Source organism: Granulicella paludicola (assembly GCF_025685545.1).
In the GTDB taxonomy this organism is placed as follows: domain Bacteria; phylum Acidobacteriota; class Terriglobia; order Terriglobales; family Acidobacteriaceae; genus Granulicella; species Granulicella paludicola.
On the sequence record NZ_JAGSYC010000021.1, the window covers coordinates 337,586 to 360,370 of the forward strand.

General features: G+C 57.5%; 16 protein-coding genes. 10 read left to right on the forward strand and 6 right to left on the reverse strand.

The genetic code is table 11. The annotated features are described in order from the left end of the window. Nucleotides 1–149 precede the first annotated feature (149 nt). Nucleotides 150–1,799, reverse strand: coding sequence for an FAD-dependent oxidoreductase (locus OHL14_RS05970; RefSeq protein WP_263378412.1), 1,650 nt, complete (start codon nucleotides 1,797–1,799; stop codon nucleotides 150–152). 179 nt (nucleotides 1,800–1,978) lie between these two features. Here OHL14_RS05970 and treS point away from each other — a divergent pair, with 179 nt between their 5' ends. Genes treS through OHL14_RS05985 form a run of 3 tightly spaced genes read left to right on the forward strand, consistent with a single transcriptional unit; the run spans nucleotide 1,979 to nucleotide 7,286 of the window. Further along, nucleotides 1,979–5,269, forward strand: a complete 3,291-nt coding sequence (gene treS / locus OHL14_RS05975) for a maltose alpha-D-glucosyltransferase (protein WP_263378413.1) — start codon at nucleotides 1,979–1,981, stop codon at nucleotides 5,267–5,269. A 20-nt stretch (nucleotides 5,270–5,289) separates the two neighbouring features. Beyond that, complete coding sequence (locus OHL14_RS05980; protein ID WP_263378414.1) at nucleotides 5,290–6,513, forward strand: hypothetical protein; 1,224 nt, start codon at nucleotides 5,290–5,292, stop codon at nucleotides 6,511–6,513. Nucleotides 6,514–6,539: 26 nt separating this feature from the next. Then, nucleotides 6,540–7,286 carry a hypothetical protein gene (locus OHL14_RS05985; RefSeq protein ID WP_263378415.1) on the forward strand — a complete coding sequence of 249 codons (747 nt, stop codon included), beginning with the start codon at nucleotides 6,540–6,542 and terminating at the stop codon, nucleotides 7,284–7,286. 39 nt (nucleotides 7,287–7,325) lie between these two features. Here the strand turns inward: OHL14_RS05985 and OHL14_RS05990 are convergent, their stop codons facing one another. The 3 genes from OHL14_RS05990 to OHL14_RS06000 all read right to left on the reverse strand — a co-directional run bounded on the left by OHL14_RS05990 (nucleotide 7,326) and on the right by OHL14_RS06000 (nucleotide 10,500). Next, a complete protein-coding gene (locus tag OHL14_RS05990; protein WP_263378416.1) occupies nucleotides 7,326–7,931 on the reverse strand; it encodes a PepSY-associated TM helix domain-containing protein in 606 nt (201 codons plus the stop codon). 7 nt (nucleotides 7,932–7,938) lie between these two features. Next, complete coding sequence (locus OHL14_RS05995) at nucleotides 7,939–9,504, reverse strand: DUF2271 domain-containing protein (RefSeq protein WP_263378417.1); 1,566 nt, start codon at nucleotides 9,502–9,504, stop codon at nucleotides 7,939–7,941. Nucleotides 9,505–9,684: 180 nt separating this feature from the next. After that, nucleotides 9,685–10,500, reverse strand: a complete 816-nt coding sequence (locus tag OHL14_RS06000) for an EF-hand domain-containing protein (RefSeq protein ID WP_263378418.1) — start codon at nucleotides 10,498–10,500, stop codon at nucleotides 9,685–9,687. A 214-nt stretch (nucleotides 10,501–10,714) separates the two neighbouring features. On the opposite strand from OHL14_RS06000, the gene ispF reads away from it, so the two are divergent. The 3 genes from ispF to OHL14_RS06015 all read left to right on the forward strand — a co-directional run bounded on the left by ispF (nucleotide 10,715) and on the right by OHL14_RS06015 (nucleotide 13,410). Further along, the gene (gene ispF, locus OHL14_RS06005; protein ID WP_263378419.1) at nucleotides 10,715–11,338 is read left to right on the forward strand and encodes a 2-C-methyl-D-erythritol 2,4-cyclodiphosphate synthase; all 624 of its coding nucleotides are present in this window, start codon (nucleotides 10,715–10,717) and stop codon (nucleotides 11,336–11,338) included. Between the two features lie 72 nt (nucleotides 11,339–11,410). After that, nucleotides 11,411–12,331: a hypothetical protein gene (locus OHL14_RS06010; RefSeq protein WP_263378420.1), complete on the forward strand. Its 921-nt coding sequence runs from the start codon at nucleotides 11,411–11,413 to the stop codon at nucleotides 12,329–12,331. Nucleotides 12,332–12,438: 107 nt separating this feature from the next. Next, nucleotides 12,439–13,410: a WD40 repeat domain-containing protein gene (locus OHL14_RS06015; RefSeq protein WP_263378421.1), complete on the forward strand. Its 972-nt coding sequence runs from the start codon at nucleotides 12,439–12,441 to the stop codon at nucleotides 13,408–13,410. Between the two features lie 98 nt (nucleotides 13,411–13,508). Here the strand turns inward: OHL14_RS06015 and OHL14_RS06020 are convergent, their stop codons facing one another. Further along, a complete protein-coding gene (locus OHL14_RS06020) occupies nucleotides 13,509–16,052 on the reverse strand; it encodes a zinc-dependent metalloprotease (protein ID WP_263378422.1) in 2,544 nt (847 codons plus the stop codon). Between the two features lie 194 nt (nucleotides 16,053–16,246). Here OHL14_RS06020 and OHL14_RS06025 point away from each other — a divergent pair, with 194 nt between their 5' ends. The 3 genes from OHL14_RS06025 (at nucleotide 16,247) to OHL14_RS20195 (ending at nucleotide 17,222) form a co-directional block, all read left to right on the forward strand. Further along, entirely contained in the window at nucleotides 16,247–16,480 is a 234-nt protein-coding gene (locus OHL14_RS06025) for a hypothetical protein (protein ID WP_263378423.1), read from the forward strand. A gap of 15 nt (nucleotides 16,481–16,495) precedes the next feature. Beyond that, nucleotides 16,496–16,804, forward strand: a complete 309-nt coding sequence (locus OHL14_RS06030; RefSeq protein WP_263378424.1) for a hypothetical protein — start codon at nucleotides 16,496–16,498, stop codon at nucleotides 16,802–16,804. A gap of 142 nt (nucleotides 16,805–16,946) precedes the next feature. Continuing rightward, nucleotides 16,947–17,222 (forward strand): LuxR C-terminal-related transcriptional regulator, encoded by a 276-nt coding sequence (locus tag OHL14_RS20195; RefSeq protein WP_396270982.1) that lies wholly within the window; start codon nucleotides 16,947–16,949, stop codon nucleotides 17,220–17,222. On the opposite strand, the gene OHL14_RS06035 is transcribed toward OHL14_RS20195, so the two are convergent. Beyond that, on the reverse strand, nucleotides 17,144–18,370 hold the full coding sequence (locus OHL14_RS06035; protein ID WP_263378425.1) for a hypothetical protein: 1,227 nt from the start codon (nucleotides 18,368–18,370) through the stop codon (nucleotides 17,144–17,146). The two genes, OHL14_RS20195 and OHL14_RS06035, sit on opposite strands and share 79 nt — an antisense overlap. Before the next feature lie 315 nt (nucleotides 18,371–18,685). Between OHL14_RS06035 and OHL14_RS06040 the strand changes: the two genes are divergently transcribed. Continuing rightward, on the forward strand, nucleotides 18,686–22,561 hold the full coding sequence (locus tag OHL14_RS06040; protein WP_263378446.1) for a carboxypeptidase-like regulatory domain-containing protein: 3,876 nt from the start codon (nucleotides 18,686–18,688) through the stop codon (nucleotides 22,559–22,561). The last annotated feature ends 224 nt before the right edge of the window (nucleotides 22,562–22,785 follow it).

Consider the following 22,785-nt stretch of genomic DNA (forward strand, 5'->3'; position numbering starts at 1 on the left):
GTACTACTGCTCCATCGTCTGGATACTGAGGTTAACGCTGATGCGACGCTGATATTGCATCGACCTGAGATTTTTTCGAACTTTGCGGCAACCAAGAGAAAGGGCCGTCTCTCTAAGGAGACGGCCGTAGTGGGATATGGATCTATACCCTAAACCGCTAAATATTGATGGATGAATGCAATCGCCATGCTGCCTTCGCCCACTCCACTGGAGACGCGCTTGATGGACTCCGCGCGCACGTCCCCGGCACAAAACACTCCCGGCAGGCTCGTCTCTAGGGGGAATGCAGGCCGCTCCTGTTCTTTCCAGGTTGTGATGTCACGGCCCGTGCAGATATAGCCGCCGCTATCGCGCTGTAGCTCCGCTGGCATCCACGAGGTATTTGCAGTGGCACCGATCATTACGAAGAGCGCGTCCACATCCTTGGTGATGATGACCTCAGGCTCGCCCGGCGTGCGCTTGCGGAAGGTCACTCGCTCCAGCCTCTCATCGCCCTCGGCACGTATGACTTCGGTATAGGGCACTATCTTGATGTTCTTCTGCTTCGCGATCTGATCGATCAGATACTGCGACATCGTCAGCTTCAGGCCCTCGCCGCGAACCAGCACAATAACATCGGAGGCATAATGCGAGAAGTACATCGCCGACTGCCCAGCTGAATTGCCTCCCCCTACGATGAAGATCTTCTTGCCCATGATGTTCGCGGTTTCGTCTCGAGAGGCTCCGTAAAACACGCCCCGTCCACGAAACTGATCGACACCTTCAGCATCCAGCATTCTCCATTCGACACCGGTCGCAATCACCACCACACGCGAGGTGACACGGTCGCCGCCATCCAGTTCCACACAGTACAGGCCGCTCGGCAGCTTGAACAGCGAATTCACGGTGCGGGTCATCGTGATCTCAGCACCAAACCGCTGTGCCTGCTTCAGCGCTTTGTCTGCCAGCTCTTCGCCTGAGACTCCGTTCGGGAAACCAAGGTAATTTTCGATGCGCGAACTCGTGCCTGCCTGACCGCCGCAGGCCGATTTCTCAACCACCAACATATTCAGACCTTCGGATGCGCCATAGACGCCTGCGGCCAACCCCGCCGGTCCGGCGCCGATCACCACCACGTCATACTGCTCCTGCTTCGGCTTGACGTTGATGCCCAGGGCTTCAGCTACGCTTCGCACACTCGGCGACTCGATGCATCTCTCATGGTCGATCACCACTGAAGGCCCGTCGATCTCACCGGCCATGCACACCGGAACGCGGTCCGGCTCGCGATCGTAGTCTACCCATTCGTATGCGATACGGTTAGCTGCAAGAAACGCTCGAATCTCGCGACAGTCTTCGTCGTACTGCTTGCCCACAATCAGCACACGCGCAACGGGTGTCTCACGGGCAAACTGCTGCACGTTACCCAGGCGGTCCGTCATTGTCTGCAGGATGATCGCGCTGCACTTCTCCGAGGTATGGATCAGTTCGAACAGCTGCTGCGCATCGAAACGCGCCAGCCGGGCGGCGGTCTTCGCCTTTACCGACGCGAAGGATGGAGCCAGCAAGAGAATCGGAATCTCACCAAAGAAAACACCCGGCTTGTACTCGAGCAGCAGTTGCTGGCGATTCAAGATTTCCTTGACGACCTTCATCTCTCCCTCCAGCAGAAGGAAAAAATGCGGCGTCTCGCCCTCACGCACCAACCATTCGCCAGCGGCCAACTTCACGTCGGCAGCGCGGTCAGCAAACCGCTGCCGGTCGCTCTCTTCCAGACAAGAAAAAATCGCAAAGCTCTCGAGTTCCTGCGCGGTAACCATATCTCTATTCTTTCACCCTTCTGTATCCTTATCCAAGTCCCCAGCACAGGAGTCGGTTTCTGCAGCGTTCCTGGCAGACAAGTGTCGCTTTCATCGCGTCACATCCATCCACAGCGAATCTGCATCTCACCAACAGGTTCCGCCGTACCCAACCGGTCGGGAATGAAAGGCGTTCGAGAGTGAAGAAGCCCTGCAGTGCTACCGATCCGCTTTGGTACAAAGACGCGATCATCTACGAACTGCACGTTCGTGCGTTTGCTGACTCCAACGATGACGGCATTGGCGACTTCCAGGGGCTAATCTCAAAGCTCGATTACTTGCAGGATCTCGGCGTCACCTGCCTATGGCTCCTGCCATTCTTCCCTTCGCCCGGCAAAGACGACGGTTATGATATCGCCGACTACAACAGCGTCAACCCGCAGTATGGCACGATCGAAGACTTCCAGCAGTTTCTCGACGCGGCTCACGCTCGAAACATGCAAGTCATGATCGAACTTGTTATCAACCATACGAGCGATCAGCATCCTTGGTTCCAGAAAGCACGCCACGCCCCCAAGGGCTCTCCAGAGCGCAACATGTATGTCTGGTCCGACACGGACAAGCTGTACGACGGCGTCCGCATCATCTTCACGGACACGGAGAAGTCGAACTGGACCTGGGATGAGGTGGCTCAACAGTACTACTGGCACCGCTTCTTCGCCCATCAGCCTGACCTAAACTTCGATAACCCTCAGGTGTTGGACGAAGTGCTAAATGCCATGCGCTTCTGGATGGACATGGGAGTTGATGGTCTGCGCCTCGACGCAATTCCCTACCTCGTGGAGCGTGATGGCACCAGTTGCGAAAATGTGCCCGAGACTCACGTCATCATCAAGAAGATTCGCGCTGTCATCGATGCCGAGTATGAAAATCGGCTGGTGCTTGCCGAGGCCAACATGTGGCCCGACGACGTGCGCCCCTATTTCGGTGATGGCGACGAATGTCACATGGCGTTCCATTTTCCTCTGATGCCGCGCATTTATATGGCACTGCGCCAAGAAGACCGTCTGCCAATCACAGACATCATGGCGCGTACACCGGACATTCCGCCAAGCTGCCAGTGGGGTTTATTCCTGCGCAACCATGACGAACTCACGCTTGAGATGGTCACCGACGACGAGCGCGATTATATGAACCTCGCCTACGCGTCTGATAAACGGATGCGCATCAACGTCGGCATTCGTCGCAGGCTTGCACCGCTTGTAGATAACAACCGTCGCCGCATCGAGTTACTGAACTCGCTGTTACTGTCGTTCCCCGGAACACCCATCATGTACTACGGCGATGAGATTGGCATGGGCGACAACATCTATCTTGGCGACCGCAACGGTGTGCGGACCCCCATGCAGTGGAACTCCGATCGCAATGCCGGTTTCAGTCGCGCCGTACCTGCGATGCTCTACTTCCCTGTCATCATGGACCCCATCTGGGGCTATCAGGCGATTAACGTCGAAGCGCAGGAAAGCGATCCTTCCTCACTGCTGCAGTGGACGCGCAACATGATCGCGCTGCGCAAACTTTTCCAGGTCTTCGGTCGAGGCACGCTCGAGTTCCTGCTGCCCGACAATCGCAAAGTCCTCGCGTACATTCGCGATGCGAAGTTCGAAGATGGCCACGTGGAGACTGTTCTCTGCGTTGCGAATCTCTCGCGTTTTGCGCAGCCCGTCGCGCTTGACCTTGCAAAGTTTGCAGGTCGACAGCCGATGGAGATGCTCGGCTACGTACCTTTTCCGCCAATTTCGGAATCACCCTATCCTCTCACCCTCGCACCGTACAGCTTTCTGTGGCTTGAACTGCAACAGCTCGCTCCATCAGCGGTGTCAGACCCGATTACTGGCCTGGTCGAAGACTCCGAAGCAAACCGCAATTTACCACCGGCGGAGATAGCTCAGCCTGCCCAGAAAAACGAACTTCTATCAGCGGCGTTGCTTCGCGCACTCGAAGACGCGCTGCCCGCATTCCTGCTGAAGCAGCGATGGTTTGGCGCCAAGTCTCGCACAATTAAATCTGTCCGCATCGCATCCAGGGCCGACATCGCCGGTGCCGATGCAGTCCTGTCAATCCTCGAGGTGCAGTATGAAGAGGGGCTGATTGATCGATATCAGCTGCCTCTAGCAGCCGTCTCTGGAGTCGAAATCCAGAGCGTCGCGACTGAGATCTCCTCGCAGGTCATCCTCCGGTTTGAAGAGAATGGTACTGAGACCATCGTCTATGACGCCTGCCTCAATCCACGCTTCCGCGCAGCACTCATAAAAGCAACGATAGGTGCAGCTTCGAGTGACGAGCTTATCGCTAAGATTTCGCAAAACGCCCTTCCTTCCGACTTGCTGAAGGTTGACTCCCGTATAGGTTCAGCCGAGCAGTCCAATACCAGCATCATCTTCGGTGATAGAGCGATCCTCAAGCTTTACCGGCGTCTGCAGATCGGTGAAAATCCCGATGTGGAGATCGCGCGCTTCCTCACCAACGTCGCTCGCTACAGGAACACGCCCGCACATCTGGGCGACATTGCATGGAAGCAAGATAGCTCCACGTCTGCGTTCTTGCAGAAGTTCGCTCCCAACACCGGCGATGGTTGGGGCTGGATCATGGAGGATCTGGCACGAATCTATGAGCGAGCCGCGTCTCTAAGCGCATCTCCGAACGAAGAGGCACACTTTGCCGACCTTGCAGGCGCCAACATCGAGGCAGTGCGCCTGATCGGGCGACGCACCGCCGAGATGCATCTCGCCCTTGCGACACCAACGGATGACCCAGCGTTCAAAGCCGAGCCACATAGTGCCGGCGACCTTGTTGAGATTCGAACTAGAATCGAGCATCAGCTTTTGACTGCGCTAGATACTCTGCAATCGCGGTTGGCGACCTTTAGCGAGGAAGATGCCAGGAACGCAAAAAAAGTACTGGAACTTCGCGGCACACTGAACAATCTGCTTCAATCACTGAAGGGCGATCCGCAGCAATTCGGAGAGAGAATCCGTATCCACGGCGACTATCATCTTGGTCAACTGCTCCACACTGCAGAGGATTTCCTGATCGTCGATTTTGAAGGAGAGCCCGGTCGATCACTCGCAGAGCGTCGCACCAAGCAGTCACCCTTGAAAGATGTCGCGGGCATGTTGCGCAGCTTCAGCTATGCTGCCAACGCCGCGCTTGCGACCTACGAGCAGACTAGCTCTAAAGAGCAGCCACTTGTGCGCGCATGGTCTGCGGCGTGGGAGTCGGCAGCGACGACCGCCTTCCTCAAGAGCTATCAAAGCGCGGTCAGTTCTCGTCCGGAACTCATGCCTCAGTCCATACAAGGAGAATCACTTCTGCGCGCTCTTCTCATTGAAAAGACCACGTACGAGATGATGTACGAGATGAACAACCGGCCTCTGTGGCTCCATCTTCCGCTGCAGGTACTACTCCAGAATCTGCAAGAGACTGTATAAAGCAGTGAACGTCTAATTCTATGGCTACTTCGATCGGCAATGACATCTCGAATACGGATCCAGAAGGCGAGCGCGAGCTTTCGCAGGCCGCTCTCTCCAGCGACTTGCTGGTGTGCCTCCCTCCCATGGTGCGAGAGACGCGAGAGCACGCTACGGCCGCAGTCCTGGCTGCGTTTCCAACGGCTTCCCTGCGGATCGCCGTCACCGAACTCGATACCCTCAGTGCGGACCCTACGCAGTCGCTGCTGGTTCCTTATGAAGAGGCGCGCAACCAGACAGGCTGGGCGCTCCACGTAACCGACTACCTTGCCGCCGCAACCGTCGCTCGCAAATACGATAAGCAGCATGTTCTCTTGCTCGGAAGCGATGCACCTTCTGAGTTGCTGCTGCAATCGTTAGCGCGAGGCCTCACGCAAAGCCACGCTGATGTCGTCATGCCGCGCCTGCAGACTAGTGCTACCGATGGTCTCGTGAACTCGGCACTGCTCTATCCCATGACACGCGCACTGCTTGGTCAGGACATTCGTTTTCCTCTGCCGCACAACATTGGCCTTTCGCGGCGCGCGCTGGAACGTTTGGCGAGCGAGGCACAGCGCGAAGTATCCGCCGGACGGAGCGATTCTCTACTCTGGCCTGTTTCTGTCGCCACGGCAGCGGGTTACTCCGTCCGTCAGCTGGATTCGAACGAGCATCTACCAGTGCCTGCCGTCACCGACTTCAATCGACTCTTTGCAGAGGTCATCGGCTCCTTGCTTGCAGACACAGAAGCCCGTGCCATCAACTGGCAGCGCAGCCGCTACGTCGCACCCGCGCACTCCGCGGGTGAACCCTTGGCTACCTCCGCACAGGACCCGGATGCCGATGTAGTCTCAATGGTTGAAGGCTTCCGCGTAGCTTATGCGAACCTGCTACCGATCTGGTCACTCGTGCTACCGCCGCAGTCGTTGCTTGCGCTAAAAAAGCTGGCGCCCGTACCGCCGCAAGCGTTCCTGTTTCCACCAGAGTTGTGGGCGCGCGTCGTCTACGACTTCGCGCTTGCCTTCCATCTGCGCACCATCAATCGCAATCACCTTCTCGGCGCGCTCACGCCACTTTACCTCGCGTGGGCCGCATCGCACATTCGATGTGCTGCCGGAGACGCCACTGAAGCCGAGCGTCTCGTCCACGCGACCGCCGCCGCCTTCGAAGCCGAGAAGCCTTACTTTGTATCGCGCTGGCGCTGGCCAGACAGATTCAACCCGTAGCCAATGCGGACGGAGGTCTAAAGACAATGGGACAACAAGTCGGATTTGCGCTGCAGCAGTCGGTTCATCGCGTTCTCGTCGTACTCGCAAGCTTTCTGCCAGGGGTCGTAGCTTCACTTCTGGCACTGCTGCTCTTCACCCTGCTCGGCATCGGCCTGGCGTCGCTGCTCAGGCGTCTGTTTACCGCCATGCGTTTTGACGAACGTCTCGCGCAACGCGAACAGCGTGATTCCGCTGCGAACATCGCAGACTGGTCACCAAGCCGCTCACCCAGCCTGCTTATCTCCCGTGGCGTTCTGTGGGTCTGCGTCTTCGTTGGCATAGCGGTCGGCGTCACTGCATTCGACGCGGCGTACGCCTCTTCGTCCGCAATGACCGCCTTCGTGCTGCCCTACCTCACGCATATCACGGGCGCCATCCTGCTGTTGCTTGTAGGTACTTTCATGGCGCGCTTCCTGGAGCGGTCCGTGCTCATCGGCGCAGTCAACGCGCAGCTTCACTATGCCCGCTTCCTTTCGCTTGGCGTAAAGTGGTTGGTCCTCGTGCTCACGGCAGCGATGGTGCTCGACCATCTGCACATCGGGGGTGCGGTGATCGAACTCGCCTTCGGCATTCTCTTCGGCGGTATCGTCCTCACGCTCTCGCTCGCCGTCGGCCTCGGCTCGCGCGACTTCGTCAGCCGCTCGCTGGAACGCGGCATCGAAAAGACTGCCGACCCCGTGGCTACAACGGTGCGCGAAAACGAATCACCCTCGACAGTGCGCCATTTCTGAAGCAATTGGAAAAACCGACGGGCTCCAGCCTGCGCTCGACTAAGGCACTAACCAGTGGTAAAACCCGACCATAGCAGCCGTACCTACCAACGCAACCAGCAGTCCGGCCACTCTGCGCTTGTACACGAACCAGATGAGCACCAGGCCCGTCAGCGATACGAATGTCAACAGAATTGCGCTAACGTCGATCAGATGCCCCCAGGGTTCGCCTGCATCCCGTCCCTTATGCAGATCGTTCATCACGGCGACCAGACCACTCGACACCTCAGTGATGTCGTATTTACCAGTGTCGCGATCGACGAAGATGTCCGCCGTATATCCCGGGGCGCGCGAAGATATCTGCACCTGCTGATCTTCCACGCGAAAATCACTCACCGCTCCGCGCATATGCTCGCGCGTGCGGAGCATCTCTACCAAACCCAGCCTATCCACATCGTCCGATGTGGCTCCTTTGAGCAAAGCGGCGTCTGCGACGCCATGATGCAACACCGTCCGCTGCTGACCAGCAAACCATGTGGGATGGTTCAATGTTAGCCCTGTGACCGCGAAGAACAGCACCACGGCAAAGCTCACCATTGACAGGTAAACATGCAGCCAGCGCGTCACGATCGCTGTTTGCCTGCGCAGTCGTACACGCCATGGCACGGCTGCTCTATCGCTTTCTGTAGTCAAGAACGACGCTCCCTAATTCCTGACCGCCAGGCAGCGTCGCTTGATCCGGCTTACCGGTAAAGCTGATGGCCTTGCGATCGATCTGGTAGCCACCATGCTCACGCGAGGCCTCGATCACAACGCTGTACGTTCCAGCCTTGACTGGCTTGCCCTCATTGTCCTTACCATCCCACTTCAGGCTGTACTTGCCCGGTGGCCGCGTCGCCGAACTCACTGTGCGCGAGATGTCCGTTCCTTCACTCAGGTTGCGGATCTGGTCTCCGCGATACCACTGCTTCAACTCTGGCAGCCAGCGAGCGTTCTGCGTCCACAGCGTCAACGTGCGCACCGGAAAGTGGTCGGTATCTTCGATCCATACCGCAACGTACGGACGGCGATAGCGAGTATCCTCGATGCGCGACAGATTGATCTCGAGCGAAAGTTCGAACGCCGGGTCCCACACGCCGGAGACCGCCTTCATCGGCGGCACAAAGGCGGCTGCCTGCAAGCTGGCACGACTTCCGCCAGGCACCTGATAACGCGTCCAGCCTGCGCTGATATAAGCGCGTCCATTCGCAGCGACGATGAGGTACTCTGCATCGGGCGTCGCCTGCGCGAGCCTACGACTTGCCTCTACCGGCATCACACTTAAAGCCGTCGCCAGCGCGCCGGCCGTCTCGGCATCGCGTGCGATGACAGTGGACGAAAGAATATGGCTCACCGGCTGCGCCGTGCGCGGATCTATCAAATGTGAATACGCTGGAGCCTTCGCAGCCGCGCCGTTCGTTACATCGAATCCTCGGCGATACCCACCGCTCGTCGCTACCGCAGCGTTGCTCACCACAACATGGTCCAGCGCCGCATCGTTCTCGGCGTCCGCCTGCGGGTCAGCAATGGCGACCATCTGGATCATCGCGCCACGTATCACTACATCGCCGCCAACATTCAGCATGACACCGCTCGCGCCTGCTGAAAGAGCCGCGTCAGCAGCCTTCGCAGCTATGCGGCTCTTGGCAAAGGAAGCCAGCGCCAGCGGCACATCGCTCAACCGCATCGCCGTCCTGTTCGCAGCATCGAGCGACCAATGCGGCTGCGCGATCGCTTCCACCGTCTCTGCGATCTCGTGACGACTTGGGGTGCGGCCTTCAGCCGTTGCACTCTTCCATAGTCGCGTCGCCGCCTCCACCGAAGGATCGAGCGCTCCATCTGTACGCTCGCGCCACGCATCAAAGGCAGCCAGCGTCGAGAACAGCTCCTCGGAGACGGGTACCGCTTCCAGGCGCGTCCGCGACCAGCGCGAGAACTCACTTTGCGACTGCCATGCACTAAGCACTGCGTTCTCGCGATCAAATACAGCCAGCACGGCTGCCTCGGCAGTCGCCGCCGAGTCAGCATCCGCGCAACGTACGGTCACCTGCAAAGAGGTACCCAGTACCTGCTCATGATGAAAGCTCCATGTGCCTGCATCCTGCGCACCAGGCGACAACATTGCACCGTGCGCCGATGGCGTCGCAGCCAGCGGCAACACGCTCAGCGCTTGCAGAATCTTCTTCGTTCTCGAATCCATCGTCGGTCCTTTGTGAATCTAGTGAGTGCTTCAGTTTCAAAGTAGCTTCTGCACGGGGCGCAGGTAGAGCGCAAGAGTCCATCCGCATAAGGATATGGAGGGACTCCAATCCAGGCACAAACGCGACTGCTACAGCGCGGATTTAGCTGCTGGACAAACCCGCAGACGCATCAAACCAATTCAACGCGGCCCGCCGTTGCCCTGCGCCTTGTAGTACGCCAGCAGCTCCGCTTTATCCAGAAAGCCATCTTGGTTGCTATCGATGGCATCGAACTGCGCACCCATGCGCTCCGGAGCCTCAGCCCGCGCCAGGCGTCCATCCTTGTTTGTGTCCCACTCATCCATCAGGTGGTTTACGCGCTCTTCAGGCGTCTGCTGCCGCACGCGGATCTCCTCTGTCGTCAACTGTCCATCACCATTCGCATCCAGCGTCAACAGCTCCTTGCTCGCGCCCGCAATCTCTGCGACCGAGATCACTCCATCATGGTCCGCATCGAGCGCGTTCAGAAGCGGGTCCATGCGAAACATCCCACCTGCGCGGCCCCCCGGAGTCGCAGCGCCGTTCGGCATCCCTTGCTTCGCGCTCAAGGCGCTTATCTCCTCGGGGGTGACCTTGCCATCGCGGTTCGCATCGGCACGCACAAAGAAGCCCTGCATCCGCTCCGGGAGGTCCGCCGGCACCAGGTACCCTTTGTCCGTCTTGTCGAAGCTCATCAGCTGCTTCAGCAACTCGTCGGAGGACGCACCAGCATTCTCCGGCCGACTCGAAAGCTCATCGTTCGTCAGCGTGCCGTCACCATTCCTATCCAGCGTCAGCAAGCTCGCGGAGGCCACCGCAATCTCATTTGCCGACAAGGTTCCGTCGCGGTTCAAATCCAGCGCCTGGAGCACCAGACGCGGCTGCTGGCGCGGCCCCTGAGCCTGCGCTCCAACCGCGACTCCGAGGTTGAGACAGATCAACGCGGCAACGATACGAGATTCCAAAATCAAAGTCATCTCCGATATAGGACCAAACTGGTCGTACTCATAGGTGTAAAAGAAACGCTCTCAGATTGCAACTCCCTGCATCGTCGCAAAGGCTCATCGCAGCGCCTGCAGCTGCATCGCCTGCGCCAACAGATCATGATCCCACCTTTGGACGGTCTTCGGCATATACCTGCAAGGTCTCCGGCCACCTACCGACCCGACTCTGGATTTAGAATCAATCTCAATGAGCATGCGTATCGGCCTCGGCTTCGACTCCCACGCCTTCAAGGAAGGCGTTCCTCTCGTCATTGGCGGTCTAAAAATCGACCACCCGCAGGGCCTCGCTGGCCACTCTGACGGAGATCTCCTGCTCCACGCCATCACCGACGCGCTGCTCGGCGCTGTCTCCGCTGGAGACATAGGCACCTTCTTCCCTCCGACCGATCCCAAGTGGAAGGGCGCGGACTCGACGCTCTTCCTCGAGACCGCGCTCGAAGAAGTCGCCCTTGCTGGCTACAAGATCGTCAATCTCGACTGCGTACTCATCATGCACCGCCCGAAGATCGTCCCCATTGCGGGTGAGATGCGCGAGCGCGTCGCAGACCTGCTTTCGCTCGAACTCAACCGCGTCAGCATCAAGGGCAAAACGCCCGAAGGCCTCTCGCAAGACGGAACCGCCGTCGCCCACGTCGTCGTTTTGCTCGAATCCATCGAACTGCCCGACAGCCACAAGAAGCTGGCAATACACGCCGACCGCCCAAGCGAAAGCGATATCGAAGATGCCATCACAGCCATCGCGGGACAGCCCCGCGACATCACCGCTCTAGGCCGTAAGCTCCCCACCTTCGACACGGACGACCTAACGTAAGGTTGCCGCTCGCAGTTCCTGATTCTGTTGTGCCTGCTTTTAGATACACCCGGGCCCTGGAGAGATCGAAACATGCGCAAGCGGTCACCTATCTACCACTCCGTCGGTGCGTCCGGAACGAACCTGGCTTCGGATGTCTGCACCGTGCAACGGCTTCTCAATGCGAGTGGCGTTGCGGCTATTTCCCCTTTGATGGTCGACGGCCGTGCTGGGCCAGCGACCATCTTTGCAATCGAAAAGGTTCAACGTCGATTTCTTCACATGAAGCAGCCGGATGGGAGAGTTGATCCTGAAGGGGAGACTCTTCGGTTTTTGACTGCGGGGCATGCGCACGTGACGGATTCACACGTCAGCAGCGCTCCCAGCTTTACCAGTTACTTCTCTCAGACACTGACCAGCGCTTATCATTCGCTGCAGGCAGAGGCGAGCGCCTTTGGCAGCTCCCTCGTACAGACGATGCAGACCCACACGGTCGCGCCACCGTCCACGAAAGAGATTGCGTGGGGCGCCAAGGTCAGCTCCAGCTTTAAGACAAAGGTCATCAAGATATGCGAGGGACTCTCGCTCAACCCCGACTTTCTTATGTCCTGCATGGCCTTCGAATCGGGTGAAACCTTTTCTCCATCCATCAAGAACCCCCACTCCTCCGCGACCGGTCTGATCCAGTTCATGGCTGCTACCGCAAAGGGCATGGGCACAAGCACCGACGCTCTCGCAAAGCTGACAGCCGAAGCCCAGCTCGATTACGTCGAAAAATACTTCAAGCCGTATGCAGGCAGGCTCAAGACGATCGAAGACACATATATGGTGATCCTTTATCCCGCAGCCGTGGGCAAAGAAAACTCCTTCGTCCTTTTTTCGTCGCCCAGCAAAATGTACGAGGTGAACAAGGGTCTCGATACGGACGGAGACAATAGGATCACCAAATCGGAAGCAGGCGCGGCGGTCGCGGCCAAACTGAAAAAAGGACTAAAAGCAGGTTTCAAAGGCTGACAGCCGACAAGGACTCTTTTCGCATGAACGATCACCATTCACAACGTAGCTCCCTACAGCCAAGCCTGCCGCTCATCTCGCTGACACGGACACGGAGGTATTGGCCCTTGTTTGCGCTGTCGTGGCTGCTCTCGCCGGCTCTCCCTGCACACCCCCAGGCACCGTCGCAGCCGCTGCTCTCTGCGACTCTTGGCCTGCATCGACTTGAGTCGCGGCCCCTCGGCCGGCCTAACGGCAACAACCTTCTCAGCGCTACCTTTCTCCCCGGCACTCACCTCGCCGTTGTCAGCGCGGGCGAAGGCATAGCCTCCGTCTGGGACCTCGATACCGCGAAAGAGGTCCACCGCTATACCGGCCCCGGCTATATCTTTGAAACCGTCGTCCCCACCGCTGATGGACGCAGCGTACTCACTGCTGGCTTCAAATCCAACGTGCATCTTTGGGAGATCGCTTCCGGCAGAGACCTGCGCAGCCTCCCCGTCAGCGACGCTCCACGACTGACGGCAACACTCGCCCCAAATGGCACGCAGGCCGCCGTCAGCTACAACGGCTCCATACATCTGTGGACATTCGCCACCGGCTCCATACAGCGGTCGCTGCCCATTTCCGCCTCCGCTTCACGCATGGCTTTTACCGATGGAGGTCGGAGCCTAGTATGGGTGCAGGACGATGCTCGAGTGTGCCGGTGGAACCTTCAAGCACAGTCCGCTGCAATCTGCTCCGGGTTGAAGATGAACGATATCGTAACGTTCGTCGCTGCCACTAGAGACGGCAGACGATTGCTGATCGGCGGCCGCACAACGCTGATCCTCTGGGACGTCGCCAATGGCTCCGCACTGCATACCTGGAGCACACACAACAGCGCCATCGGCTCCATCGCGCTTTCTCCCGCGGGCGATCTTGCCCTGTGGTGCGGGCCCGGCTCGATCGTGCATCTCTGGAACCTGACGACCGGCCAGGAGCTCGGCCACCTGAAGGGACCAGGCGATGACACTGTCACCGTAAACATCTCGGATGACGGCTCACTCGCCCTGCTCGGCGGAGACGATGGGACCCTTCGGTTGTGGGCGCTGCGATAACTTCGTAAGCGATGGCCTATAGCCGCTTACATTTGTGCAAAGGTTTATCTTCCTACCCTTGACCTCCCAGTGTAGCGAGGGAGTCAGCGGCATGGGCCTTAGATCGGCGGCCCATTCGGCACACTTCCCGGCGCAGGTCCGCTGCTCCGACCTCCACCAGGCGCCGCAGCCGCGCCTACAGAAGCACCGCCAGCCGCACCTCCGCGACCACCTGCTGCCTCGGTCTGAGCTGCATAGAAGATCTTCCAATCGCCATCCGCCGTCTTTCCCTGCTGCGCAATCCATCCGCGCAGCTCCGTCAGCGTTCCGCGCACCTCTGCCTTTGCCAGCGGAGACAGGTTCGCGTTACTCAGTGCCGTCAGCTTCTCAAGCACCGCAGCATCGACCGTCATCTCCGTCAGCCCGGCCAACCCTTTCGGAGCAGGCGAATACCAGCTCGCCTTCAGCAGCGCGTCCAGCACCTCTTTCAGGCTCGGGTTCGCCTCATCCCGCGCGTGGAACTCCACCAGCCGGTTCGCCTTGCCCGGTTCCAGCAGAGCATCCAGCGTGACCGTCGCCGCCGTCAGAGCCGGAGCCTGCGCATCGAAGCTCGGCCCGTTGAAGCTGCCCCAAGACTCCTGCGTGCGGCCAAACTCCGGCGGACGCGGCGGGAACTTCTCCAGCAGCGTCTCCGGCAGCGTTAGCGCCTCCGGATCGAGCGTCTTTAGCACCGCCGTCAACGCCTTCCGCTGCTCCTCGCCGGCCACAATCTTCGTCACCATCTGACCATCGCCGCGCTCGGCGTAACGGTAGTCCTGACCGCCGATCTCCTGTGCCGCGGCTCCCACCTGGTAACGATGCAGCAGGTACACAGGCACCAGCACATCCTCCAGCGTCGCCATCGGTTCACCCGGTTTGATCGCAGCCTCGCTGAAGTTCTTCAGCGCGATCGCGCGCACCTTCATCAACCGATCCAGCTCATCCGCAGCATCCGCGCCGTTATCCCACTGCGTCGAGTGCGGACTCACCGAGGTGTTGCCCTCGTCGGTCTGGAAGTAGATGCCCTTCTTCACACCGTCCTGGATGATTTTCTCCAGCCCGGCCTGCTCCTGCGCTGCCGTCGTGCCCGGCGGAAACTCCTTATAGGTGTAATCGATCACCAGCTTGTCCCACGCGCCCATGCCGTTGTCGTACGCATGTGTAAGGTCGAGATGCCCATTCTTATCGATCTGGATCTTCGGGAACGGATAGTCATCGACCGTTCCATTACCCTCGCCGAACGAGCTCGCCGCAAAGTTATGCGCCAGCCCGAGCGTATGACCCACCTCATGCGCCGCGAGCTGACGCATCCGGTTCATCACCAGCTCCATCTGCTGCGGATCGGCCTTGCCGTCCTTCTTATACGGCGAAAGCAGCCCCTCGGTAATCAGGTAATCCTGATGCTCGCGGCCGCTCGTCAGCGTGACCTCGCTCTTGATGATCTCGCCCGTGCGCGGATCGACAATGCTCGCTCCATTCGAGAAGCCGCGCTCCGCCTCATGCACCCACATCACCATGTTGTAGCGAATATCCAGCGGGTCCGCACCCTCCGGCAGCAGCTCAGCCTTGAACGCATTCTTGAAACCCGCCGCCTCGAACGCCGCGCTCCACCACCGCGTTCCTTCGAGCAATGCCTGCCGCACGCTATCCGGAGCCCCGCGATCGATGTAGTACACGATCGGCTCCTTCACCTCGCTCACAGCCGCCTTCGGGTCCGTCTTTTCCAGCCGATGCCGCGTCATGTACCGCGTCTCCACCGACTCGCCCAGCGGCTTGGTCCAGTCCTTGAAGCCCACCGTCTGCGTCTGCCCCGCGCGCGAGTCCCAGATTCGCGGCGTATAGCCCGGAGCCGGCAGCGCCATCAGGATCTGCCGCTCGCGCAGCGTCACACTGCGCACATCCGGCGTCACCTCGTTCAGAGCTAACCGCCCTCCGCCCGGCCCACCTGCAGCCGGAGCCGCCGCAGCGCCACGCCCTCCGCCGCCGCCAGCCTCGTTGGTGAACGTTAGCATCGTCTCCACAACCAGGTTCAGCGGAAAGTTCTTCACCACCTCCGGCACAATCGCGCTGCGCGTTGCATCCAGCCGATACCCCGCCAGCCGTCCGCCAAAATCAGGAGCGTCGTGCAGAAAGAAATCCGTCGCATCCACCAACACATGCTGAGGCCCATCCTCGGCAGCCACCGGAAATCCCCACAGCACGCTCTCCGGAAACGACTGGTCCTTCGCCATCTTCTGATACGGATCGTCCGAGGCCGTCCGCCAAAGCAGGTTCTTCGCCACCAGCATCACCTTCGGCCCCACCCGCCGGAAGGTCACAATCTGCGGTCGCGCGATGTTGCCACGCTGAATCCCTGCCGTGCCCGCAGCCGCCGAGGTCTGATAGACGTACATGAACTCGCTGTCGAACTTCGTGACCTCGAGATACACCTTCCCTGTCTTCGCATCCCAGTACATCGGGATAAAGCCATCCTTCTTCTCCAACCCCTTCAGCTTCTGGTCCAGACTGACCGGCGCAGCAGCCTCCCCACCACGAGGTCCACGCCCTTCACTCTGCGCCTTCGCCAGCGACGGAGCTCCCGTCGAAAGCACCACCAGATACACCACGGCCAACAGCTTTTTCATCGAAAAACTCCTGCTTCAGGTAGAGAAATGTGGCTGACGACTACTACGGCGCAGCTTTCAGCGTTATTTGGGGAAAAGGGGACATCCGCAGAATAGCAAACCCTGCGGGGCCCGCGTCGCCGCTCGACACGATTTCCCTTCCCCCCACCCGCAACTCTCCGATACAGTGTCCTCAACCCTCAGGAGGAACTTACTTGGACGTCGCAGCCGCTCACCCTTATCTTCACCACATCCTGCACTTCTTCCTCATCACCTACGTGCTCTCGGTGGTCCTCTTCATCATTCCGCTTATCCAGATCGCCCGCAAAGCAGGACTACACTACTCCATCGCGCTGCTCGCCCTCGCGCCCGGCATCGGCACCATCATCGCTCTCTATATCCTTGCCTTCTCGCCCTGGAAGACGACCCCAACCGTCACCAACCTCTAGCCCCCGGAGACCTCTATGGACCCGCAACAAACTCAACAACAAGTGACCCACATGATGATGACGCTGATCCCCATCTTCATGCTTGTCGGTCTCGCCTTCGCAGCCTTCTTTGTCTTTCTTTTCTGGCGCATCTTCACCAAAGCCGGACTCGCCGGACCGCTTGCCCTGCTGGTCCTCATCCCCGGCATCGGCCACCTTGTGATTCTTTGCATCCTCGCTTTCGCTGACTGGAAGGTCGTTCCGATAGTCGAGACCGCCTCTCCCTACCTGCCGCCAAGCTACCCACCGCCGCCACCGGCATTCCAGACCCCACCGCAGGCATAGCCCGGTTAGACCGTTCTTATATTACAAACGGATGGAACGCTGCATCTCTCCAACAATTCCGACAATCGACTCATCGTCAATAAATTCAAGCAAGAAGAAGCCTCCCACTACATGGGAGGCTTCTTCTATTGCGCAAACCCGGATGACGCCTCGGGAGATCAACCTATCGAGCAAAGTTGCGCCAGGCAGATCGAACAAGATCATTGGTTCGGAACTTTCAATCGCGAAGCATCCCGTGAAGGCAAACCTAAAAATAATCCTCGCAAAGCTGGGCGCTAGCGATCGAACTCATGCGGTCACTGTTGCAATGGAGCGACCTCATGGCCTTAATCTAGGACCTCACCAGAAATACACTGCTACCACCTTCGGAGAATCCGCCAGATTGTTTACGAGGTCGGATGCGAGCACTATCTCATAATTACTCTTCTCCCACCCGCGAGGAGCAGATTTTGAGAACTCCTTTATCAGTTCGGGAGAACTCAGGAAGATTCTCACGGCTGCCGTGCCATGCATACCCAGTCCTCCAACAATCACAGTGGACTGGCCAGTCGTAGGACTATGGAAGTGAGCGAGTAAGCCATAGTCGCGTGTCGGTTGATCGTCACCCATAAAACGCTTAGATGTGACCTCTTTTGTATCGACGATGCCGAAACGTCCTTGAGCATCATAGGCAAACTGGTATCGCAACGGAGCTTGAAGCCGCATCGTCCATCCGTTGTTAAAAGCTCCTACCAACACTGTCGGGGAGCGTTGGAGGTCCTCAAGCTTTGTATCCTGCATCGGAAGAAGAAAAGCGTTGCCTCCGGTACGGCCGATGGCTGATCCGATAAGACTGACGGTCTTGGCGGTCGTAAGAGAGATGCCAGAGTTTGTGAACTGAACCTGAGAGCCCTGATCCTGGCTGCCCAGTAGCTGCTTTTCACCGCCAAGAGGGCCTGCGCAGAGAAGGACATCTCGGCCATCGAAGGCGCCCTTCCAGATTAGGTCCGCCTCATTGTCCTTTAGTCCTCGTGATCGAATGACAATGGCGATCAAACTCACCAGTAGACAACAACCTACGATCAAAATGAAGCGAGTCGTGTTAAGGAGAGGGCCCTTGGATAAGTCCACCAGTTCCAGGGTCAAAGGGATTGGCTGGTCACGCAGTTCCTCTGCGTCGTACAGGAGTCCGACGGTTGGCGGGTTGAGAGCCGTTTCAGGTGGTGCGATCACATCCTGATTGCGAAACTCTGGCACGTAGCTTCCAAGAGGGAGCTCGATCAGCACTTCGTCAGCGGCGGTAGCGTTCAGATAATACTGGGCAAGTCTTCTCCTCACCTCACCGGCAGTGACTCGAACGACTGAGTTCGCGTTCGTGTCGTAGTCGAGTGGCTGTTTGAAGACCGCAACTCCGATCAGGCGCTCCTTGAGGTACGCCGCGTTACCGTTGAGGCGTTCTTCCACGACGTAACGAAGGAAGGAATGGTATCGCTTACTGTTTCGGAAGGAACTGTGTTCAAGGATCCGCTCCAACTGGCGACGAATACGCGATTGGTCATGGGCCTTCTGGACATCAATCGTTTCCACCTCGCAGACCACCCGCATCGGAAAAACCCTCCATTTTGTTCGGGCTTGAATCTTACTCCATCGGAAAAGCAGTTGGCAGCTTCCATGCGGACACTTGTAACGTCGGTTTTGCGGGGTATAACGCTTTTATAACGTCCCCGCAAGCATAAGAAAAAAATGCACTTAGAGGCTTCGCGAGGAAGCGGATCTTTCTAAACCGTATGGCACCTTTCAATAAGCAGCAAAAGGCGCGTACTTTTTCGCAGTCAGAGAATGACCCTTGCCTTTAGCTGTGAAAAGCGGGTACGGGTAGTCGTTCTTGCCAGGAGCGCCATGATGCATTGGAAGTCAGAAGACAGAGAGTACAGAGTCGAGTTTTCTCCCAGCTTGAAAAGCTTTACGAAAGACAGCGGGTCAACTAGGGCCGCCGCTTTGCAATTAGGCTTGGAGACATGTTGCGGGGGCTGCGAGGCATACCAACGGCAATCGAGGCTGCGATGCTTAGCGCGCAGAAGAGTCAATATTCTCTTCGTACTCCTCGGCACTCTCCTCCTGACTCTCGCTCCACGCGCTTCCGCGCAGGGAACGACATCCGTGTTGGGGGGCAAGGTCTTTGATAGCGCTGGCGGAGCGATTCCAGAAGCTTCCGTGACCGTCATTTCCGACGAAACGAGTCTTCAAACAACCGCGAAGACGAACGCAACAGGTGACTGGCAAGTAGATGCATTGGTTGCGGGCCATTATCACTTTACCGTTCAAGCGCCCGGCTTTCAGACCTTGCAGCACTCTTCCATCGAGCTGCAGATCTCCGATCAGAAGTTCGTGGACGTGACCTTATCCGTCGGACGCACTACCGATACGGTCACAGTTGTGTCCGAAACGCCTTTGATCGATACGACGGCGGCGGTCTCCGGAACCACTCTGAGCAACAAGGATTTTGAGGAGCTTCCCTCGGAGTCGGGCTCCCCCATGGACTTTGTTCGATTGGCGCCCGGAGTCTTCCTTGCTCCCGCCAGCGGCGGCGCCGCCTTGCTTTGGTCCACCAATTCGCTGTCCGCGATTGTTACCAATGGCGCAGGCTCCGGAAACAACGCCATGAATTACATGATCGACGGTGGCACGAACACGATCGTTTCCAACGGTCAAATTGCGTTCATTCCTCCGACTGACGCCGTGGGGGAGATGCGGGTATTGACCAACGCGTACGACGCAGGGATTGAGCGCACAGCCGCTGGCACCGTGAACATGACGATTAAGAACGGTGGAAAGAACTTTCATGGTTCTTTGTACGAGAGGGACATTAACAACTTCCTCAACGCGAACTACTACCAGAACAACATTTCGGGAGTTCACACCCCGACGGTGCATCTGAACGAGTGGGGAGGGAGCGCTGGCGGCCCAATATGGCTTCCTAAATTATGGGATGGCAGAAAGAAGGGCTCGTTCTTCTTTTTTAGCTATGACGGCGTTCACAACACTTCCCCTGCGGCTACAGGTTTCCTTAGTTTGCCCACTCAGGACGAGCGGAACGGTAATTTCAGCAACTCGTATACAACGAATACAACGAATGGCGTAACGACGCGCTACCCCGTCGTCATCTACGATCCGGCCACTGCAACATCCACAGGTGCCAGGACAGCGTTCCAAAACGCGACCATTAACCCTGCACGATTCAGTGCCATCGCTGCGGCCATTACCGCCTTGGTGCCGCTACCCAACAAAGCAAGCGATGGCTCCAGCACCGACTCGAATGATTACGCCATCAACGAACCGAAGATCGACAAGTTTTCGAGCTATATTGGCCGCGTCGACCAAACGTGGAACAACAACCATCACAGTTACATGGAGTACCGCTTCAACCACCTAAGCGAATTAGCAAATGACCCCTTCGGCCCAAACGACATTCTGACAGGGTCTTATCTCATTCGGCATAATTACGGCGCAACCATAAACCATGCGTGGGTGTTGAATCCGAAACTTCTCGCCACCTTGGTGGGAAATGCTTCGATTTATACGACATCTACCTATTCGCCAGCAAACGCCGGTGGCGTAAGCGCGTCCTCCTACGGGTTTTCGCAACAGTTCGAATCAGAGCAGATTGGATCGGGACTGCCCGCGATCACAGGCCTCTTCACCACGCTTGGCGACAACGGCGGCCCCTCTTACGAAAACGACTACAACTATGAGGGTCGCGCCTCCGTGCAACAGATCTATAAAAACCACACTCTGCATTACGGAGTTGGCTATCTCTCGCAGCAGGAGGCCACAGGGTCGCAGGCGGGTGCGCCAGGCACATACAATTTCAGTAATATCTGGACGACAGCGAATCCGAATACAACTCCGGGCGTAGGTGTGGGATCAGCGTATGCGTCCTTCCTTCTTGGGCTACCTTCAAGCGGGTCGATGACGAGCAATGCCAGTGGTTACTATTCGCAACCGTACATCGGAAGCTATGTCCAGGATGAGTGGCGCGTACATCCGCGGTTGACGCTCAGCTTCGGTTTGCGATGGGACTATCAATTCCCGATGACAGAAAGACACGATAGGTATTGGACGCGGTTTGATCCGAACTACAATTTGTCAACCATCACAAACTACTCGCAACCAAAGTATGGAGCGGAGATTACCGGCACCTCGACCAACCTCGGGACGCAGTTACTGCAACAGCAGCGATCCGACCCATCAAGTTTCGTCGCACGGGGTGCCATTCTGTACGCCGGCACAAACGGCGTGAGCCGATCCATGACAGATCCACAGTACAAGTACTTTCAGCCGAGGGTCGGCGTTGCCTATCAGCTGCAGCCAAACCTTGTGTTCCGTGCGGGATTTGGTCGGTTCGTGCAATCGAACTACGTTGCAAATCACGCCAACCAGCAGGGATATTCATCTACAACCACATTCGTCACGACAACGAATAATTACATCTCTCCGTCTTCGACACTCGATAATCCGTATCCCAGTGGTCTGGTTGCTGACACCGGAAACTCTCTCGGCGTGTATACGAGCCCTGGTTCGGTCTCAAGCTTCTATACGTCGGACATCAAGCGTCAGTACACCGATGACTACAGCGCGCATGTCCAATATCAACTGAAGGACTACCTCTTTGAAGTTGGAGGAGTCTATGAATACACTTACGGTCTGGTGGTCGGATATCACATCAACAACCCAGCCGTGGGTCCATACCATGCGGCCTATGATCCGAAGTTCGACGCGACCGGTCGCCCTGTCGACACACTCCCAGGCGATACACAAGTCACCAATCCCTTCAAAGGATCGCCATACATCACAAACACACTCGAGACCAGTTCGACCGTCTCTGCCTACACACTTCTCCGACCGAACCCTCTGCTCGGGGATCTCGTTGAGAATTTCTATAATGGTTCGAGCCAGCACTACGCCCTGCAAAGTAAAGCTCAAAGACGTATGAGGAATGGCTTTGCTGTGACCACGAGTTTTAGCTGGGGCAAGCAGATGGACACTACTGGCTTCGTCACCAACTCTGTCATCGCACAAACGTTGCTGAGACAGCTAAGTTCGAACGATCGTCGCTTCCAACTCGCTGCCGCGCCTACATACACTCTTCCTTTTGGACGCGGCAAACTTATCGGCAGGGATGTGAGTCGGCTGGTAGATGCGTTCATCGGCGGTTGGGAAGTGAGCGGGACCTACACGTTTTACTCGGGCACGCCTCTCACATTGCCGACGAACTCTGGCTTCTTCGAAGGAGGAGATCCCGGACTCGGAAGCGCGAAGACAGGCAAAAAATGGTTCGATACTTCCAAGTTCGCTTCCTACCCAACGGTGAACACGCCAGCTGCCACTGTACAAAATCCGAATGTCTATCCTGCCTGGACGGGTATCTCCAGTCTCCCGGGATATAACTGGGTTCCTACCTCTTCCACTGATGCGACAAAGAACGGTGTGTACCACGACTTCGTCACCCGATCGACGAACTATGCCACTCAGTTTGGTGACGTTCGGAACCCATACACCAACACCTGGAACCTCGGGGTTCGTAAGGGTTTCCAATTGGAGCACGGGGTCGGAGTGCAATTGAGGATCGATGCCTTCAACGCACTCAACCATCCTCAGTTTGGAAATATTGGTGTGACCAACACCAGTACGTTCTTCGGATACCTAAATGGCTCCAACACGCTCTCTCAGGTCAACGACCCACGCAACGTGCAACTTTCTGGAAGGATTACTTTCTAGTTTTGATAAACACGCAGCAGAATTCGCACAAGAGATGGGACAAAAACAACGACGCCTCTCAATTCGAGAGGCGCTTTCCCATATATTTCACGCACTAGATGAAACTTAACTTGTGGTGCCGGGAGAGGGAATCGAACCCCCATGGAGTTGCCTCCGGCGGATTTTGAGTCCTTATCTGTTGCAAATAATAGACTTACGGCTCTACTACTTGCAACAACTTACAG

Excerpts from the sequence above, each read along its gene's own strand:
- OHL14_RS06000 (WP_263378418.1), bottom strand. The coding sequence starts at position 10,500 with ATGACTTTGATTTTGGAATCTCGTATCGTTGCCGCGTTGATCTGTCTC.
- OHL14_RS06010 (WP_263378420.1), top strand. The coding sequence starts at position 11,411 with ATGCGCAAGCGGTCACCTATCTACCACTCCGTCGGTGCGTCCGGAACG.
- OHL14_RS05980 (WP_263378414.1), top strand. The coding sequence starts at position 5,290 with ATGGCTACTTCGATCGGCAATGACATCTCGAATACGGATCCAGAAGGC.
- OHL14_RS06040 (WP_263378446.1), top strand. The coding sequence starts at position 18,686 with ATGCATTGGAAGTCAGAAGACAGAGAGTACAGAGTCGAGTTTTCTCCC.
- ispF (WP_263378419.1), top strand. The coding sequence starts at position 10,715 with ATGAGCATGCGTATCGGCCTCGGCTTCGACTCCCACGCCTTCAAGGAA.
- OHL14_RS06030 (WP_263378424.1), top strand. The coding sequence starts at position 16,496 with ATGGACCCGCAACAAACTCAACAACAAGTGACCCACATGATGATGACG.
- OHL14_RS05995 (WP_263378417.1), bottom strand. The coding sequence starts at position 9,504 with ATGGATTCGAGAACGAAGAAGATTCTGCAAGCGCTGAGCGTGTTGCCG.
- OHL14_RS05970 (WP_263378412.1), bottom strand. The coding sequence starts at position 1,799 with ATGGTTACCGCGCAGGAACTCGAGAGCTTTGCGATTTTTTCTTGTCTG.
- OHL14_RS06020 (WP_263378422.1), bottom strand. The coding sequence starts at position 16,052 with ATGAAAAAGCTGTTGGCCGTGGTGTATCTGGTGGTGCTTTCGACGGGA.
- OHL14_RS05985 (WP_263378415.1), top strand. The coding sequence starts at position 6,540 with ATGGGACAACAAGTCGGATTTGCGCTGCAGCAGTCGGTTCATCGCGTT.
- OHL14_RS20195 (WP_396270982.1), top strand. The coding sequence starts at position 16,947 with ATGACGCCTCGGGAGATCAACCTATCGAGCAAAGTTGCGCCAGGCAGA.